Annotated in this window: 16 protein-coding genes and 1 pseudogene; 11 read left to right on the top strand and 6 right to left on the bottom strand. The window is 68.1% G+C overall.

Annotated features, from left to right (window positions below):
- Positions 1-40 precede the first annotated feature (40 nt).
- Both ACFO8M_RS05240 and ACFO8M_RS05235 read left to right on the top strand, forming a co-directional pair.
- Entirely contained in the window at positions 41-409 is a 369-nt protein-coding gene (locus ACFO8M_RS05240; RefSeq protein ID WP_387971518.1) for an FAS1-like dehydratase domain-containing protein, read from the top strand.
- Complete coding sequence (locus tag ACFO8M_RS05235; RefSeq protein WP_387971515.1) at positions 406-825, top strand: MaoC/PaaZ C-terminal domain-containing protein; 420 nt, start codon at positions 406-408, stop codon at positions 823-825. Before ACFO8M_RS05240 ends, ACFO8M_RS05235 begins: the two co-directional genes overlap by 4 nt.
- Before the next feature lie 75 nt (positions 826-900).
- Here the strand turns inward: ACFO8M_RS05235 and ACFO8M_RS05230 are convergent.
- Positions 901-1743 (bottom strand): annotated as a pseudogene (locus tag ACFO8M_RS05230) (3-hydroxyacyl-CoA dehydrogenase family protein); the annotation flags it as partial.
- A 24-nt stretch (positions 1744-1767) separates the two neighbouring features.
- Here ACFO8M_RS05230 and ACFO8M_RS05225 point away from each other — a divergent pair.
- From ACFO8M_RS05225 to ACFO8M_RS05185, 9 genes are all read left to right on the top strand, one after another.
- On the top strand, positions 1768-2349 hold the full coding sequence (locus ACFO8M_RS05225) for a cob(I)yrinic acid a,c-diamide adenosyltransferase (RefSeq protein ID WP_387971512.1): 582 nt from the start codon (positions 1768-1770) through the stop codon (positions 2347-2349).
- 168 nt (positions 2350-2517) lie between these two features.
- Complete coding sequence (locus ACFO8M_RS05220; RefSeq protein WP_387971509.1) at positions 2518-3507, top strand: ABC transporter substrate-binding protein; 990 nt, start codon at positions 2518-2520, stop codon at positions 3505-3507.
- A gap of 93 nt (positions 3508-3600) precedes the next feature.
- Entirely contained in the window at positions 3601-5124 is a 1524-nt protein-coding gene (locus ACFO8M_RS05215; RefSeq protein ID WP_387971506.1) for a sugar ABC transporter ATP-binding protein, read from the top strand.
- 16 nt (positions 5125-5140) lie between these two features.
- Positions 5141-6166 (top strand): ABC transporter permease, encoded by a 1026-nt coding sequence (locus ACFO8M_RS05210; protein ID WP_387971695.1) that lies wholly within the window; start codon positions 5141-5143, stop codon positions 6164-6166.
- Complete coding sequence (locus ACFO8M_RS05205; RefSeq protein ID WP_387971502.1) at positions 6163-7191, top strand: ABC transporter permease subunit; 1029 nt, start codon at positions 6163-6165, stop codon at positions 7189-7191. Before ACFO8M_RS05210 ends, ACFO8M_RS05205 begins: the two co-directional genes overlap by 4 nt.
- A gap of 120 nt (positions 7192-7311) precedes the next feature.
- Complete coding sequence (locus tag ACFO8M_RS05200; RefSeq protein ID WP_387971499.1) at positions 7312-8229, top strand: ABC transporter ATP-binding protein; 918 nt, start codon at positions 7312-7314, stop codon at positions 8227-8229.
- A complete protein-coding gene (locus tag ACFO8M_RS05195; RefSeq protein WP_387971496.1) occupies positions 8226-9077 on the top strand; it encodes an ABC transporter permease in 852 nt (283 codons plus the stop codon). The genes ACFO8M_RS05200 and ACFO8M_RS05195 overlap by 4 nt, the downstream gene beginning before the upstream one ends.
- A 37-nt stretch (positions 9078-9114) precedes the next feature.
- The gene (locus ACFO8M_RS05190) at positions 9115-9309 is read left to right on the top strand and encodes a helix-turn-helix transcriptional regulator (protein ID WP_205324374.1); all 195 of its coding nucleotides are present in this window, start codon (positions 9115-9117) and stop codon (positions 9307-9309) included.
- Between the two features lie 168 nt (positions 9310-9477).
- Positions 9478-10986, top strand: a complete 1509-nt coding sequence (locus ACFO8M_RS05185) for an alkaline phosphatase D family protein (RefSeq protein WP_387971493.1) — start codon at positions 9478-9480, stop codon at positions 10984-10986.
- Between the two features lie 48 nt (positions 10987-11034).
- Here ACFO8M_RS05185 and ACFO8M_RS05180 read toward each other — a convergent pair whose 3' ends face one another.
- The 5 genes from ACFO8M_RS05180 to ACFO8M_RS05160 all read right to left on the bottom strand — a co-directional run bounded on the left by ACFO8M_RS05180 (position 11035) and on the right by ACFO8M_RS05160 (position 15477).
- Complete coding sequence (locus ACFO8M_RS05180) at positions 11035-12288, bottom strand: serine hydrolase domain-containing protein (RefSeq protein ID WP_387971490.1); 1254 nt, start codon at positions 12286-12288, stop codon at positions 11035-11037.
- Positions 12289-12409: 121 nt separating this feature from the next.
- Positions 12410-12847: a DUF2550 domain-containing protein gene (locus ACFO8M_RS05175; protein ID WP_387971487.1), complete on the bottom strand. Its 438-nt coding sequence runs from the start codon at positions 12845-12847 to the stop codon at positions 12410-12412.
- Between the two features lie 2 nt (positions 12848-12849).
- Entirely contained in the window at positions 12850-13131 is a 282-nt protein-coding gene (locus ACFO8M_RS05170; protein ID WP_387971484.1) for a F0F1 ATP synthase subunit epsilon, read from the bottom strand.
- A gap of 165 nt (positions 13132-13296) precedes the next feature.
- Positions 13297-13974, bottom strand: a complete 678-nt coding sequence (locus ACFO8M_RS05165) for a Crp/Fnr family transcriptional regulator (RefSeq protein ID WP_026924818.1) — start codon at positions 13972-13974, stop codon at positions 13297-13299.
- 306 nt (positions 13975-14280) lie between these two features.
- Positions 14281-15477 (bottom strand): MarP family serine protease, encoded by a 1197-nt coding sequence (locus ACFO8M_RS05160; RefSeq protein ID WP_387971480.1) that lies wholly within the window; start codon positions 15475-15477, stop codon positions 14281-14283.
- Positions 15478-15484: the final 7 nt, after the last annotated feature.

Genomic DNA, 15484 nt, shown 5'->3' with positions numbered 1-15484 from the left:
CAAGCAGCACGTGCTCAACGCTTCGTATGTAGGCCGGTCCTTGCCGACCACACCCCCGGTGACGATCACCGCTGAGTCGGTGACCCGTTTCGCCCAGGCCCTCGGCCTCGACGACACCGGTGCTGTTCCGCCTACCTTCTTGATCTCGCTCACGCTGCCCGCGGCGGAGCGGCTCATCGACGATCCCGACTTCGGGCTCGACTGGAGCCGCGTCCTGCACCGCGAGCAGCGTTTCGCGTACCACCGCGAGCTGCGGTCGGGCGCCGAAGTGGCGTGCACCGTGCAGATCGAGTCGATCAAGACCGTCGCCGGGAACGACCTCCTCGCCCTGCGCACCGAAGTGACCGACGCCGAGGGTGTCGCCGCCGAGGTGTGGACCACGCTGTTCGTCGCTGGAGACCCCGCATGAGCCTGAGCGAACTGGCCGTCGGCGAGACCGTGTTCAGCGTGGCCTTCCCCGTCACGCGCGCCGACCTCGTCGCCTACGCCGATGCCTCCGGGGACCAGAACCCGATCCACCAGGACGAGGCCGCCGCGAAGGCCGCCGGGTTGCCCGACGTGATCGCCCACGGCATGTACACGATGGGCCTGGTCTCCCGCGCCGTGCTCGAATGGGTCGCGAACGCCGGGATCGACGCCCGCCTCACTGAGTTCTCCGCCCGCTTCGCCAAGCCCGTGATCGTGCCCGCCGAAGGCGGAGCCCAGATCGAAGTCGAAGGCAAGGTGCGCAAGCTCGACGACGTCTCGGTCGAGCTGGCGATGACCGTCAGCAGCGCCGGTGAGAAGGTGCTCGCTCCGGCGCGTGCGACGCTCGTCGCGAAGTAAAGACTTACGGAAAACGGCGCGGACCTGCGGGTCCGCGCCGTCTTCGGTTATCCACAGGCCTGTGGATAACTCCGTGTAGTCGAAGAATCCCTTGCCGCTCTTGCGGCCGATCTCGCCCGCGGCGACGAGGCGGCGCAGCAGTGCGGGCGGGAAGAACTGCGGGTCGGCCGTGTCCTCGTAGATGTTCTCGGTCGCGTGGGTGATCACGTCGATGCCGGTGAGGTCGGCGGTCGCGAGCGGGCCCATCGGGTGGCCGAAGCCGAGCCGGCAGGCGGTGTCGAGGTCCTCGGCGGAGATCACGCCGTCCTCCACGAGCCGGGCGGCCTCGTTCACGAGGGCGCAGATGAGCCGTGTGGTGGCGAAGCCGGCGACATCGCGGTTGACGACCACGCAGGTCTTGCCGGCCGTCTCGGCGAAGCGGCGGGCGGTGTCGAGGGCCTCGTCGCTGGTGTGGATGCCGCGCACGAGCTCGCAGAGCTTCATCATCGGGACCGGCGAGAAGAAGTGGGTGCCGACCACGCGTTCGGGATGCGTTGCGGCAGCGGCGATCTCCGTGATCGGGATGGCCGAGGTGTTCGTCGCGAGGACGGTCTCGGGGGAGCAGACCGCCGAGAGCTTCCGGAACACCTCCTGCTTCACCGCGAGGCGCTCGAAGACGGCCTCGACGGCGATCTTGGAGCCGGCCGCAGCTTCGATGTCGGTGGCCACCGTGATCCGGGCCTGCGCCGCTTCGGCGTCCTCGGCGGTGACCTTCTCCTTGGCGACGAAGCGGTCAAGTGAGCTCCGAATCGCCGCCTGAGCGCGTTCGAGCGCGCTCGCGTCAGTGTCGATCAACGTGACGTCCCAACCGCCCAGGCTCGTGACCTGCGCGATCCCGGAACCCATGAGTCCCGAACCGATTACCGTGACTTTTGCCATGGGGCGAGGCTATATGGTCGGTGCATGGCGGTCAATCTCACCAGGATTTATACGAAGACGGGCGACGACGGCACGACCGGTCTCGCCGACTTCTCACGCGTCCCCAAGACGCATGTCCGGCTCGCGGCCTACGGGGACGTGGACGAGACGAACGCGGTCATCGGCGCGGCACTCGCCCTCCAGACGGGGGAGATCGGCGAGCGCGAGCGGGAGATCCTGCTCGCGGTCCAGAACGACCTGTTCGACGTCGGCGCCGACCTTTCGACCCCGGTGTCCGAGAGTCCCAAGTATCCGCCTCTGCGCATCGACGAGTCGTACGTGACCCGTCTGGAGGGCTGGATCGACGAGTGCAACGCCGACCTCGAGGCGCTCCGCTCGTTCATCCTGCGCGGCGGCACGCCCGGGGCGGCGCTGCTGCACCAGGCGTGCACTGTCGCGCGGCGGGCCGAGCGCTCGGTGTGGGCGCTCCTCGACGCGGAGCCCGAAACGACGCACGCCGCGCCGGTCACCTACCTCAACCGGCTCTCCGACCTGCTGTTCGTGCTGGCGCGCAAGGCGAATCCGGGCGGCGACGTGCTGTGGAAGCCCGGCGCCTCGCAATTGTGAAGCGGTTGCCAAGCTGGGTCGTAACCAGCGTGTTGTGAAATCGTTACGGCGTTATGGTGGGCTTTCCTTGACGAGACCGATAACACAGGTGAGGATATGATCGGTAACATGCGATCTCGCAAATATCGAAAACCCTCATATCCGCACCTTTGAAAGGCGACCCCCAAAGTGTTCAAAAAAGCTCTGGCCGGCATCGGCGCCGGCGCGCTCCTCTTCGGTCTGACTGCCTGCGGCGGCGGCGGTGACGACAGCGGCGACGGCGGGTCCGGCAACGGCCTCGTCATCGGCTTCGCCCAGGTCGGTGCCGAATCCGCTTGGCGCACCGCCAACTCCGACTCGGTGAAGGCCGCGGCCGAGGCCGCCGGCCACACGCTGAAGTTCGTCGACGGGCAGCAGGAACAGGAAACGCAGATCTCCGCGGTCCGCGACTTCATCACCCAGCAGGTGGACGCCATCGTCCTGGCACCGGTGGTGGAGACCGGTTGGACCGACGTGCTGCAGGAAGCCGAGGACGCCGGCATTCCGGTCATCCTGGCCGACCGCGGCGTCGAGGCCGCTGACGAGGACCTCTACGTGACCCGTCTGGGCTCGGACTTCGCCGAGGAAGGCCGCAAGGCCGGCGCCTGGGCCGCCGAGACGTTCGCCGCGGACGCCGACGGCACCAAGATCCTCGAGCTCCAGGGCACGACCGGTTCCGCTCCCGCCAACGACCGCAAGGCCGGGTTCTTCGAGGTCCTCGACTCCGAAGGCCTGAACTACGAGATCGTCGACTCCCAGTCGGGCAACTTCACCGCCGAAGAGGGCAAGGCGGTCATGGAAACCTTCATCACCACCCACGGTCTTGACGGCATCGACCTGCTCTACGCCCACAACGACGAGATGGGCCTCGGCGCGATTCAGGCCATCGAAGAGGCCGGCAAGGTCCCGGGCAAGGACATCCAGATCATCATCGTTGACGGCTCCAAGGCCGGCTTCGAGGCCGGCGTCGCCGGGAAGCTCAACTACATCGTCGAGTGCAACCCGGTCTTCGGCGACCAGCTCATGGAGGTCGTCGAGTCGGTCGTGAACGGCGACGAGGTCGAGAAGTTCACCCCGGTCGAGGAGGGCGTCTTCGACGCCACCCAGTTCGAGGCCGAGCTCCCGAACCGCCAGTTCTAATCGATATCACCTTTTCGTCCGGGCGGGCCGCCAAGTCCGCCCGGACGCTTCCAATCCCGCAGTGCACCAACCCCACAGCGAAGGTCGAATCCCATGTCTGACGACCCGATCGTCCAGATGACCGGGATCAGGAAGGACTTCACCGGTGTCCGCGCCCTCGACGGCGTGGACTTCACCCTCAGGCCAGGAGAGATCCACGCCGTCATGGGGGAGAACGGCGCCGGTAAGTCCACGCTGATCAAGGTTCTGACGGGCGTCCACACTCCGGACGCCGGCGATATCCTGCTCGACGGGAAGAGCGTTCGCTTCCATTCCCCGGGAGCGGCCCAGGCCGCCGGCATCTCCACGGTCTACCAGGAGGTCAACCTCACCGACAACCTGTCGGTGGCCGAGAACCTCTTCGCCGGGCGCGAACCGCGCGTCGGCCCGTTCATCAACTTCCGCGCCATGCGCCGCAAGGCGAAGGCGCTCCTGGACGACATCGGAATCGACCTCAACGTCGCCGCGCCGCTGTCCTCCTACTCGATCGCCATGCAGCAGCTGGTCGCGATCGCCCGGGCCGTCGACATCGAGGCGAAGGTCCTCATCCTCGACGAGCCGACCTCCTCGCTCGACCGCGACGAGGTGGCCGTCCTCCTCGGCGTCATGCGCCGGCTGGCCGCCAAGGGCACCGCGATGGTGTTCATCTCCCACTTCCTCGACCAGGTCTACGAGATCTGCGACCGGATGACGGTGCTGCGCAACGGGACGCTCGTCGGCGAATGGCCCACCGCGGAACTCCCGCAGAACGCGCTCATCGGGCACATGCTCGGGCGCGAGGCCGCCACCCTGGAGCAGATCGAACGCACCGCCGCCGCGCACCACGTGGGGGACGAGGAACCGCTGATCGAAGCCGTCGGCTTGGGCCGCAAGGGCTCCATCGCCCCGTACGACCTCTCGGTCCGCCGCGGCGAAGTCGTCGGCCTGGCCGGGCTGCTCGGGTCCGGGCGCACCGAGACCGTCCGGCTCATCGCCGGCGCCGACCGCGCCGACTCCGGTGAGCTGCGCTTCGAAGGCGCGAAGACGGGCGGCCACAACCCGCGCACGGCCGCCGCGCGCGGCATCGCGTACTGCCCGGAGAACCGCAAGACCGAAGGGCTCGTAGGGGATCTCACCGTCGCGGAGAACATGATCCTGGCGATGCAGGCCTCGCGCGGATGGGCCCGGTCCATTCCGGTGGCCCGCCGCGACAAGCTCGTCGCCGAGTTCATCGAGAAGCTCGACATCCGCCCGGCGAACCCCGACATGCCCGTCAAGAACCTCTCGGGCGGCAACCAGCAGAAGGTCCTCCTGGCCCGCTGGATGCTCATCGAACCGAAGCTGCTCATCCTCGACGAGCCGACCCGCGGCATCGACGTCGGCGCCAAGGCCGACATCCAGAAGCTCGTCGCCGAGCTCTCCGCGGACGGCATGGCCGTCCTGTTCGTCTCGGCCGAACTCGACGAGGTCACGCGCCTGTCCGACCGGATCGCCGTCCTGCGCGACCGGGAACTCATCGCCGTGCTCGAATCCGAGGCCGACATGACCACCGAACGCATCGTCGACACCATCGTGGCAGGAGGGCACAGCAGTGAATAGCTACGCGAAGCGCCTCATGTGGCCGGTGCTGATCCTGGTGGCGCTGCTCGTCGTCAACATCATCGCCACCGGCATCGACTTCATCGTGCCGAACGTCAACGACGGCCGCCTCGGCGGCGCGTTCGTCAACATCCTGCGCCGCTCCGCGCCGCTGCTGCTGATCGCACTCGGCATGACGCTCGTCATCGCCACCAAGGGCATCGACCTGTCGGTCGGCGCCGTGTACGCGATCGGCGCGGCCATCGCCTGCCAGATGATCATCGACGCCCCCGACCAGTCCGCGGGCAGCCTGATCTTCTCCGCGATCGCCCTCGCACTCGTGGTCACCGCCGTCATCGGCGCGTGGAACGGGACCATGGTGGCGTACTTCGGCATCCAGCCGATCGTCGCCACCTTGATCCTCATGATCGCCGGGCGCGGCATCGCGCAGCTCATCACCGGCGGCCAGATCCCGAAGGTCGACGACTCCAGTCCGTTCACCGAACTCGGACGCGGCTCGTTCCTCACGATCCCGCTGCCGATCTGGATCGCCGCCCTCGCGCTCCTGGCGCTCGCGCTGCTCACGCGCCGCACCGCATTGGGCATGCTGCTCGAATCGGTCGGCGGCAACCCCGAGGCCAGCCGCCTCGCGGGCATCCGCTCCAAGGGCATCACCGTCCTGGTGTACCTCGTGTGCGGCCTGTGCGCGGGGCTCGCCGGCCTCATCGGCGCGTCCAACCTCGGCAGCGCCGACGCCAACAACGGCGGCCTGTGGATCGAGCTCGACGCGATCCTCGCCGTCGTCATCGGCGGCACCGCCCTGCTCGGCGGCCGGTTCTACCTGCTGGGCACCACGATCGGCGTCGTCATCATCGAGGTCCTCGAGGACACCATCATCAACATCGGCCTCTCCAGCCAGTGGCAGTTCACGGCCAAGGCCATCGTGGTCTTCATCGTGGCGCTGCTCCAGAGCCCCGAGTTCCGGGCCTGGATCCTGAAGCCGTTCAAGCGGAAACCGGCGACGCCGGCGCCCGCCCCCGCCGAGGAGGTCCTGGCGAAATGAGCACGCAAACGCTGACCGAGCGCCCCGCGCGCTCGACGCTCTTCGACGGCCTCACCCGGTACATCCCGATCGGCGCCACCGTCGCGCTCCTGATCGCGCTGTACGTCGGCGGGATCGCGAACTATCCGAAGTTCGACAGCCCGCAGGTCATCGCCAAGCTGTTCATCGACAACGCCCCGCTCCTGATCATCGCCCTCGGCATGACCTTCGTGATCCTCTCGGGCGGCATCGACCTCTCGGTCGGCTCGGTGATGGCGTTCTCGACCATGGCCTGCGCCTGGCTCACCGTCGACGCAGGGATCGGCGCGCCGCTCGCGGTCGCCCTGGTCCTCGCCTTCGGGACGGGCTGGGGCCTGCTCATCGGCGCGGTGATCCACTACTTCAACGTCCAGCCGTTCATCGCGACCCTGGTGGGGCTCTTCCTGTTCCGGGGCCTGACCCTCCAGATCTCCGACACCGACGTGTCCATGCGCGAGGTCGACTTCTGGCAGTGGGGCATGGTCCACGCCGTGGACGTCGGCAAGATCCGCGACGGCGGCTTCTGGCTGCCGAACCTGTCGTTCGTCGCGTTCGCGGTGGTCATCGTGTCGTTCGTGGTGCTGCACTACACGCGCTTCGGGCGCGGCGTGTACGCCATCGGCGGCTCCGAGCAGTCCGCTCTGCTGATGGGCCTTCCGGTGGCGCGCACCAAGATCGGCGTGTACGCGATCAGCGGGTTCTGCGCGGCCCTGGCCGGCGTGCTGGCCGCGTTCGCGACCAAGAGCGCCAACCCGCTCGCGAACGTGGGCGCCGAACTCGACGCGATCGCCGCCGTGGTCATCGGCGGGACGCTGCTCACCGGCGGGGCCGGGTTCGTCCTCGGCACCGTCGCGGGCGTCATGGTCTGGGGCATGCTCAACACGCTCATCGCCTTCCAGGGGAACCTCTCCTCGTGGTGGGCGCGGATCGTGATGGGCATCCTCCTGCTCGCGTTCATCCTCCTGCAGCGCGTGCTCGCCCGCTCGGGCGAGAAGCGGCGCACCTAGCTTCACTCTTCGCACCGCGAGGGCCGTCGACCTGCTGGTCGGCGGCCCTCGTTGCGTACTCCTTCGGCAGGATGTAGTATCTCTGCTATCAATGAATGAACTTCTGCGACGGAGAAGAAGATGGGACACCCCCCTGACGGGCCCGCGATCGCCGTGACCGACCTACGGATGAGCTACGGCAGCAAGGCCGTGCTCACCGGACTCGACCTCGAGATCGAGCCCGGCGGCGTCACCGCCCTGCTCGGCCCCAACGGCGCCGGCAAGACCACCACGATCGAAATCCTCGAAGGCTTCCGCGCCCGCAGCGGCGGCGAGGTCGAGGTGCTCGGCGTCGACCCCGAGCACGGCGACGAACGCTGGCGGGCCGGACTCGGCGTCGTCCTCCAGGAATGGCGCGACAACGGCAAATGGCGGGTCCGCGAACTGCTGCAGCACTTCGGCGAGTACTACAAGCCCTTCGCGGAGCCGTGGGACGCCGACGAGCTGCTCGGCCTGGTCGGCCTCACCCCCCAAGCCGGACAGCGGGTCCAGACGCTCTCGGGCGGCCAGCGCCGCCGCCTCGACGTGGCCCTCGGCATCATCGGCCGCCCGGCGCTGCTGTTCCTGGACGAGCCGACCACCGGCTTCGACCCGCACGCCAGGCGCGAGTTCCACGAGCTGATCCACCGGCTCACCGACCTCAACGGCACCACGATCCTCCTGACCACGCACGACCTCGACGAAGCCGAGAAGCTCGCCGAGCGCATCCTGATCCTCGCCGGAGGCCGCATCATCGCCGACGGCTCGCCCGACAAGCTCGCCCGATCCGCGGCCACCACCGCCGAGGTCAAATGGATCCAGGACGGCCGGCTGCAGATCCACGCCACCGACGACGCGACCGACTTCGTCCGCCAACTGCTCGCCACCGACAACGGGACGGTCACCGACCTGGAAGTCCACCGGGCCAGCCTGGAGGACGCGTACCTGACCCTCGTCGCGAAATTCGAAGCCGGCGAAGCCGAGACGGCCGTCGATGCCTTTAAGGAGGTCACGGCGTGAACACCACCCTGCACGCGTACAAGACCGGATGGAAGCGCGGGCTCATCGAGACCCGCATCTCCCTGACCACCATCAGCGACCTTATGGGCTACCTGATGCCCATGGCCATCGCCATCGGCGTCCTGTTCTTCATGCGCGGCGCCGAATTCGAAGGGGCCCCGGTCTCCTTGGGCTCCATGAACATGCCGAGCCTCATCGGCATGAACGTCGTCTTCGGCGGCATCATGGGCATCGTCGGCACCCTCTCGATGGACCGCACCAACGGCACCCTCCTGCGCGCCAAGTCGATGCCCGGCGGCATGACCGGTTACCTGGTGGGCCATGTGGTCTCGACCGCGCTGTTCGTCGTCGCCACCGTCGTGGTGATGCTCGCGGCCGGCCTGATCCTGTTCGAGGGCCTCGAATTCGACTCACCCGACCGGTGGCTGCTGTTCCTCGCAGTCGTCCTCATGGGCATCGTGACGACCCTCCCGCTGGGGGCCGTGCTCGGCGCGGCCATCAACAACCCCAAGAACATGGGGCTCGTGATGCTCCCGGTGATGGGCTCGGTGGCGATCTCGGGGATCTTCTACCCGATCACCGCGCTCCCCGGCTGGCTCCAGGGGATCGGGCAGATCTTCCCGATGTACTGGATGGGCCTGGGGATGCGGCACTCGCTGCTGCCGGATTCGATGGCGGCGGTGGAGATCGGCGGCTCGTGGCGGACGCTTATGATGTTCGCCGTGCTCGCGCTGTGGGCCGTCGTCTCGATGGCGCTGGCGCCGAAGCTGCTGCGGCGGATGGCGCAGCGGGAGTCGGGTTCGGCGGTGGCCGAGCGCCGCGCCGAGATGCAGAGGCAGTGGGGTTAGGGCCGTGGCCGGAGACGAGGTCTACAACCGGATCGCGATGCTGCGCGCCGAACGCGGCGTCTCCAGGCGGCAGCTGGCCGACGCGCTCGGCGTCCACTACCAGACGGTCGGCTACCTCGAACGCGGCGAGTACTCGCCGAGTCTCCATCTGGCGCTGAAGCTCGCCGAGTACTTCGAAGTCCCGGTGGAAGTCGTCTTCTCCACCAAGCCCTTCCCGCGCATCGGCGCGTGAACTCGAACTTCATTCCGGCAACACGGGTCCCGCGCTCCGGCAACACCACGGCCTCTGGCCGACCCGAGCGCGGGTCCTCTTTGTTCACCTTTGCGATACCTTCAAGTCGTCCTCGGCTGGGAGGGTGAGGACAGTTCACTCCATCCCCACGGTTCATTGGAGACAACAGTGCAGATTGCTCGTCGGCGGCTGCTGGCCGCCGGGGCCGGCAGTGCGATCCTTCTCGGGACTCCCGGGATCTCGTACGCCTCCTCACGCCCCCAGCTCACCCACGGCGTCCAGTCCGGCGACGTCAGCGACCGCGGCGCGATCCTGTGGACGCGCGCCGACCGCGGCTCGCAGATGCGCGTGGAGCTCGCGACGCGCCCGGACTTCAAGCACGCCCGCCGCATCGACGGCCCGGCGCTCACCGAGGCCACCGACTTCACCGGGAAGGTGAAGCTCCAGGGCCTGCGCCCCGGCCAGCGGTACCACTACCGGATCCAGGCCGAGGGCGAGCAGCAGTCCGAGGCGCTCGAAGGCTCGTTCACCACGGCCGCATGCGAACCGAAGGACGTCAAGTTCCAGTGGTCCGGTGACCTCGCCGGGCAGGGCTGGGGCATCAACCCCGACTTCGGCGGCTACCGGATCTTCCAGGCCATGGCCGACGCCGAACCGGACTTCTTCCTCTGCTCGGGCGACTTCGTCTACTCGGACGGCCCGCTCGTCGAGTCCGTGGCGCTGCCGGACGGCACGACGTGGAAGAACACCCTCGCCGACGAGAAGCTCAAGGTCGCCGAGACCCTGGACGAGTATCGCGGCCAGTTCAAGTACAACCTGCTCGACGAGAACCTCCGCGCGTACCTCGCGCGGGTGCCGATGGTGAACCAGTGGGACGACCACGAGGTCGTCAACAACTGGTACCCCGGCGAGATCCTCGACCTGCCGCAGTACACCGAGAAGAACGTCGACGTCCTCGCCGCCAGGGCCCGCCAGGCCTTCGCCGAGTACACGCCGGGCGGTTTCGGCGCGACCGATGCGGAAGGCCGGATCTACCGCAAGATCTCGTACGGCCCGCTGCTGGAGGTGTTCGTGCTCGACATGCGGACCTTCAAGAGCGCCAACCCGGACGCCGACACGGCGCCCGGCGAGATCCTCGGAGCCGCCCAACTCGCGTGGCTCAAGCGGGAGCTGCGCCGCTCCAACGCGACGTGGAAGGCGATCGCGGCGGACCTGCCGATCGGCCTGATCGTGGGCGACGGCACCGGTGCGCAGGAAGGCGTCTCGAACGGCACTGGCGGCGCTCCCGGCGGCCGCGAGACGGAGATCGCGAACCTGCTCTCGTACTGCAAGAGCGAGGGCGTGAGGAACATGGTGTGGCTGACCGCGGACGTGCACTACACCGCGGCGCACCACTACAGCCCCGAGCGGGCGACGTTCCAGGACTTCGACCCGTTCTGGGAGTTCGTGTCCGGGCCGCTGAACGCGGGCGGCTTCGGGCCCAACAGACTCGACGCGACCTTCGGACCCGAGGCGGTGTTCGTCAAGGCGCCTCCGGCGGCGAACACGTCTCCGGCGCAGGGCTACCAGTTCTTCGGCGAGGTCGACATCGACGCCGAGACTGAGACGTTCACGGTGTCGCTCAAGGACCTCGACGGCGCCGTGCTGTTCAGCAAGGCCCTCGAACCGGTCGTCTAAGACCGCGAAGGCCCGCGGGAGGCGACTCCCGCGGGCCTTTTCGGTGGATCAGCCGCGGAGCAGCAGGTCCGCGATCGGGGGAACGGCCGGCTGCTGCGAGCGCAGCGCGGGCTCCTCGGGCCGCTCGCCGATGTCCTCGCCGCACAGGCCCGCGATGAGGAGTCCGGCGATCGCCCAGTCCAGTTCGGCCGGGTCGGCGGCGCTGTGCCGGTCGTCGATGTTCCACGTGAACGTCGTCTGCGTCTCGCCGTCGAGCGAGTGGAACGAGTAGGTCTGGTGGCCCAGGCCGCCGCCGGTGTGGCCGATGAAGACCTCCTCGGGGTCGCCGGGGCACCCGACGGTGAGTCCCATGAGGCCGAGACCGTACTGGTAGCCCTGGCCGGTGTCGGTGTACCGGCGCATCTCGGTCAGCTGCGCCTCGTCGAGGAGCGTGCCGTCCGTCAGGGCGTCGTAGAAGTCGTTCACGTCGCCCATGGTGGACATGACGCCGCCCGCCGCCCACATCTGGTTGTTCGAGAGCTTCGTCGTGTCGAAGTACGGGTCCGCCGGGTCGCCGGTGGTCAGGTACGGCACGGGATTCGCGCCCCTGATGCCGGAGGTGTCGTCCTTCGGCAGGTACGTGTCGCCCAGGTCGGCCGGGTCGAAGATGCGGTCGTCGAGCACCTCGTGCAGCTCGTCGCCGGTGAGCTCCTCGACGAGCAGGCCGAGCGCCATGTAGCCGGTGTTGGAGTACGACCAGTCCGTGCCGGGCGCGAACAGGAGCGGGTCCTGCGTGCCGATCTCGATGAGTTCCTCAGGGCTGTAATGGGTCCGGTAGTTCGCGCGGACGTCGGCGAGGTCGCCTTCCTGCCACAGCGAGACGTACAGGTAGTAGAAGTAGTCGAACAGGCCGCTGGTGTGCTGCATGACCTGCCGGATCGTCGGCTCCTCCTCGTAGGGGAGGAGCCCGGGGAGGTAGTCGCTGAGGGGCCGGTCGAGGTCGACCTCGCCTTCGGACTGGAGTTGGAGCAGGCTCGCGGCGACCATCGACTTGGTGAGGCTGGCGATGCGGACGCGGTCGTCCTCGTCGACGTTGCCGCCGCCGCCGTCGATCTCGCGCGTGCCGACGGCCTCGGACCAGGTGTCGTCGCCGAGGCGGACGTCGGCCACGATGGAGTGGTCGGCGACCTCGTAGAGCGCGTTGAGCTTCTGGTCGAGCAGGTCCTCGTCGAGGCCTGCGGTGGAGGGTTGTGCGGTTGCGGTGGAAGGGATCGCGATGATCGCGAGCGCGAGAGCGCCCGCGATCGGGAGGTGTTTGCCCATGTCCCGACGCTATAGGTCGATACCGGGCGAGTCCACCCCGAAACGGCGGAACTGCGCATGGGCCGCAAGGAGGACCGGAAACGACGACGCCTCCTCCGATCGACGGAGGAGGCGTTTCGTTCTAGTCCCGGCCCGAGTAGAACTCGGCCCCGGGCGGGGCCGCTTCGAGCCAGGAGAGGAAGCCGGTGACCGCCGAAGTGGTCATCGCGAGCTCGACTTCGCCCGCGGCGCTCTTGCAGCGCAGGATCGCGACTTCCGGGGGGAAGATCTGGGCCTCCGGACCGACCGGCTTGCGGCGCTCCGAGACCTGGAGGTCATGGCGCGAGAGCAGGTAGCGCGGCCCGAACGCCAGCGAGAACATCCGGTACCAGCGCAGCGTGCCGCTCTCGTACACCGCGAAACCGGGTGCCCAGCCGCGCCCCTCCATGTGCCGGGAGAGCCGGGCGGCCATGGCCACCGAGCCCGAACGGGACACGAAGGAGCGCCGGACGTAGGTCAGCACCAAGAACACCGCGACGGCCGCCGCCAGTGCGGCGACGACGAGCAGTGCCTTCAGCATGGCTATGCCGAAGCGGGGGCGACCGCCTCGGCGGTCTCGGCGAGGATGGTGGCCCCGTCGGTAGTCACCGACAGGAAGCCGCCCTCGATCTGCCAGGCCAGTTCGCCGCCGTCGACCGGCTGCACCCGTACGGTGCTGTCGATCTTCAGCTCGCCCAGCAGCGGCTGGTGTCCGGGGAGGATGCCCAGTTCGCCCTCAGTGGTGCGCGCGTACACGGCCTTGGCCGCACCGGACCACACCTTCGAGTCGACTGCTACCACTTCGACGTTCAGTTGCCCTGCCACAACGCTCCTTCAGCAGACTCCGGGATGATTACGGGAAGTCTAGACGGACGCGGGCGCGAACGTCGAATCGCCCAAGGGCGGAGGCCCGGGTGATCACCCGCACTTGCTGGGAAAAGGACGAAGGCCCCCGGCAGAGCCGGGGGCCTTCAGAGTCATCCTTGCGTGTTACACGCGGGCGCGCCGAGCCAAACGCTCGGGGTCCATGATGATCACGCTCTTGCCGTCCAGACGCAGCCAACCGCGCCCGGCGAAATCGGCAAGCGCCTTGTTCACAGTCTCGCGCGAAGCGCCGACGAGCTGGGCCAGCTCCTCCTGCGTGAGGTCGTGGGTGACGCGCAGGACGCCGCCGTCACGGGTGCCGAAGCGGCTCGCCATGTGCAGCAGGGCCTTCGCGACGCGACCGGGCACGTCGGTGAAGATGAGGTCCGCCATCGAGTCGTTCGTGCGGCGAAGCCGGCGCGCTATGACGCGCAGGAGCTGCTCGGCGATCTCGGGTCGGTTCGCCAGCCAAGGGCGCAGGGCCGTCTTCGAGAGGCGGGCCATGCGGGTGTCGGTCAGAGCGGTGGCGGTGGCGGTGCGGGGTCCGGGGTCGAACAGCGCGAGCTCGCCGACCATGTCGGACGGGCCCATGACCGCGATCAGGTTCTGGCGGCCGTCGGCGGAGCGGCGCCCGAGCTTCACCTTCCCGGACATGACGATGTACAGACTGTCACCCGGTTCGTTCTCCGTGAAGACGGTCTGGCCCTTGTTGACGTCGACGTACTCCATCTCTTTGATGAGTGACTCGACAGCTTCGGGGTCGACCCCCTTGAACAGGGCGGCCCTGGCCAATACATCTTCCATACCCGTTCGCACCTTTCTTCAACGCACCGCTAGTGCAAGTACTGAGTCTATGCCTCTTGTCCGCATTGCGGGAGCGAGACCCCCGTAAATCCACATGCGCACCTTGGAAGCCGAAATCGACATTCGTATCCGAATGAATGCGTTCCGTCCGTTCCGAGCGTCACCCCGAGAGACTCACCACGCCGTCTCAGCTGGAGTTACGTTCCGGAAAACGGAAAGCGTCGACAGCGACCGGTACAGCCTACCCGCATTGTGACGCCACGCCCAGTACCAGGCAATGGCGTAATCCCACAGGAACCCACAAGGTCACGTGCACGATCCCGTGCCGACGGGGTCCGAAGCGGTCCTCCCGGCGTCCAGGACAGGCGCCGACTCGTCCATCGTCAGCGCGTAGCCGGTCTCCGGATCGTCCACCGCGGCGGCGAAGATGACCCCGATCACCTCGCCGTTCGGGTTGAGCAGCGGACCGCCCGAATTGCCGCCGATGATGTGCGCGTACAGCTGGTAGACCTCGCGCGTCACGGTCCCGTCGTCGTAGATGTCGGGGCCCGTGACCACCCGCGCCTCGCGCACGCGAGCGGCGGTCGCGGTGTACGGGCCGCCGGCCGGATAGCCCAGGACGATCGCGTCGTCGCCCGAGCCCGCCGTCTCGCCCTGCAGCGGCAGGGGCTCGGCGTCCAGGCCCGGGACCGACAGGATCGCCAGGTCCTTCTCGGGCTCGAACACGATCACGTCGGCGTCGAGCAGGTCGCCGTCCGATTCGACCTGCACGTCATCGGTGCCGGCCACGACGTGCGCGTTCGTCACCACGAGGTCGTCCTCGTAGACGAAGCTCGAGCCCTCGATCTGCCGGTCGCAGGACGGCGCCGAACCGTGCACCTTGAGCACCGAGTCCTCCGCGTTCTGGACGACTCCGGAGGCGGCGAGTTCGGGGTCGGGCGCCTCTACCGAGCGGGCCTCGGTCGGGTCGAGCCCGGAGAAGACGTCGGGCATCCCCGAGGTGTTCAAGGACTCCCGCATCGACTCGTAGACGCCCTTCACGGCCTCCGGCATGTACTCGTCGATGCCGCTCACGAGACTGGAGTTGCGGATCGCCGAGGCGACCGCGGGCATCGAGGAGTTCGCCAGCGGTGCGGCGGCGACCCAGGTCACGAGCAGCACGGCGGCCACCGAGACCACCGGGCCGGCGAGATGGTCGATGCGCTTGGAGCCGTTGGAGCGCAGGCGTTTGCGGAGCTTGTAGCCGAGGGAGGTCGCGAGGGCCATGCCGCCCAAAGAGAGCGCGAAGACGACCACGAGCGCGGCGATGAGCTTCGCGAGCGCCTCGGTGTAGAAGTCGGCGGCGAACGGCGCGATCTGGATCCCGATGAGCGCCCCGCCGAGGAAGCCCAGGAAAGTGGTCGCGGAGGCGATGAACCCCTCGCGGTAACCGTTGATCGCGAACAGGAGCGCCAGCAGCACGATGACGACGTCCACGAGGAGTCCCGCAGTGGTCGGCTCCATACGCCAC

The sequence above is a fragment of the Glycomyces rhizosphaerae genome (assembly GCF_042647865.1).
GTDB classification, from domain to species: domain Bacteria; phylum Actinomycetota; class Actinomycetes; order Mycobacteriales; family Micromonosporaceae; genus Glycomyces; species Glycomyces rhizosphaerae.
Note: the sequence above shows the minus strand (reverse complement) of the source record. Positions and strands in the feature narration are given on the sequence as shown.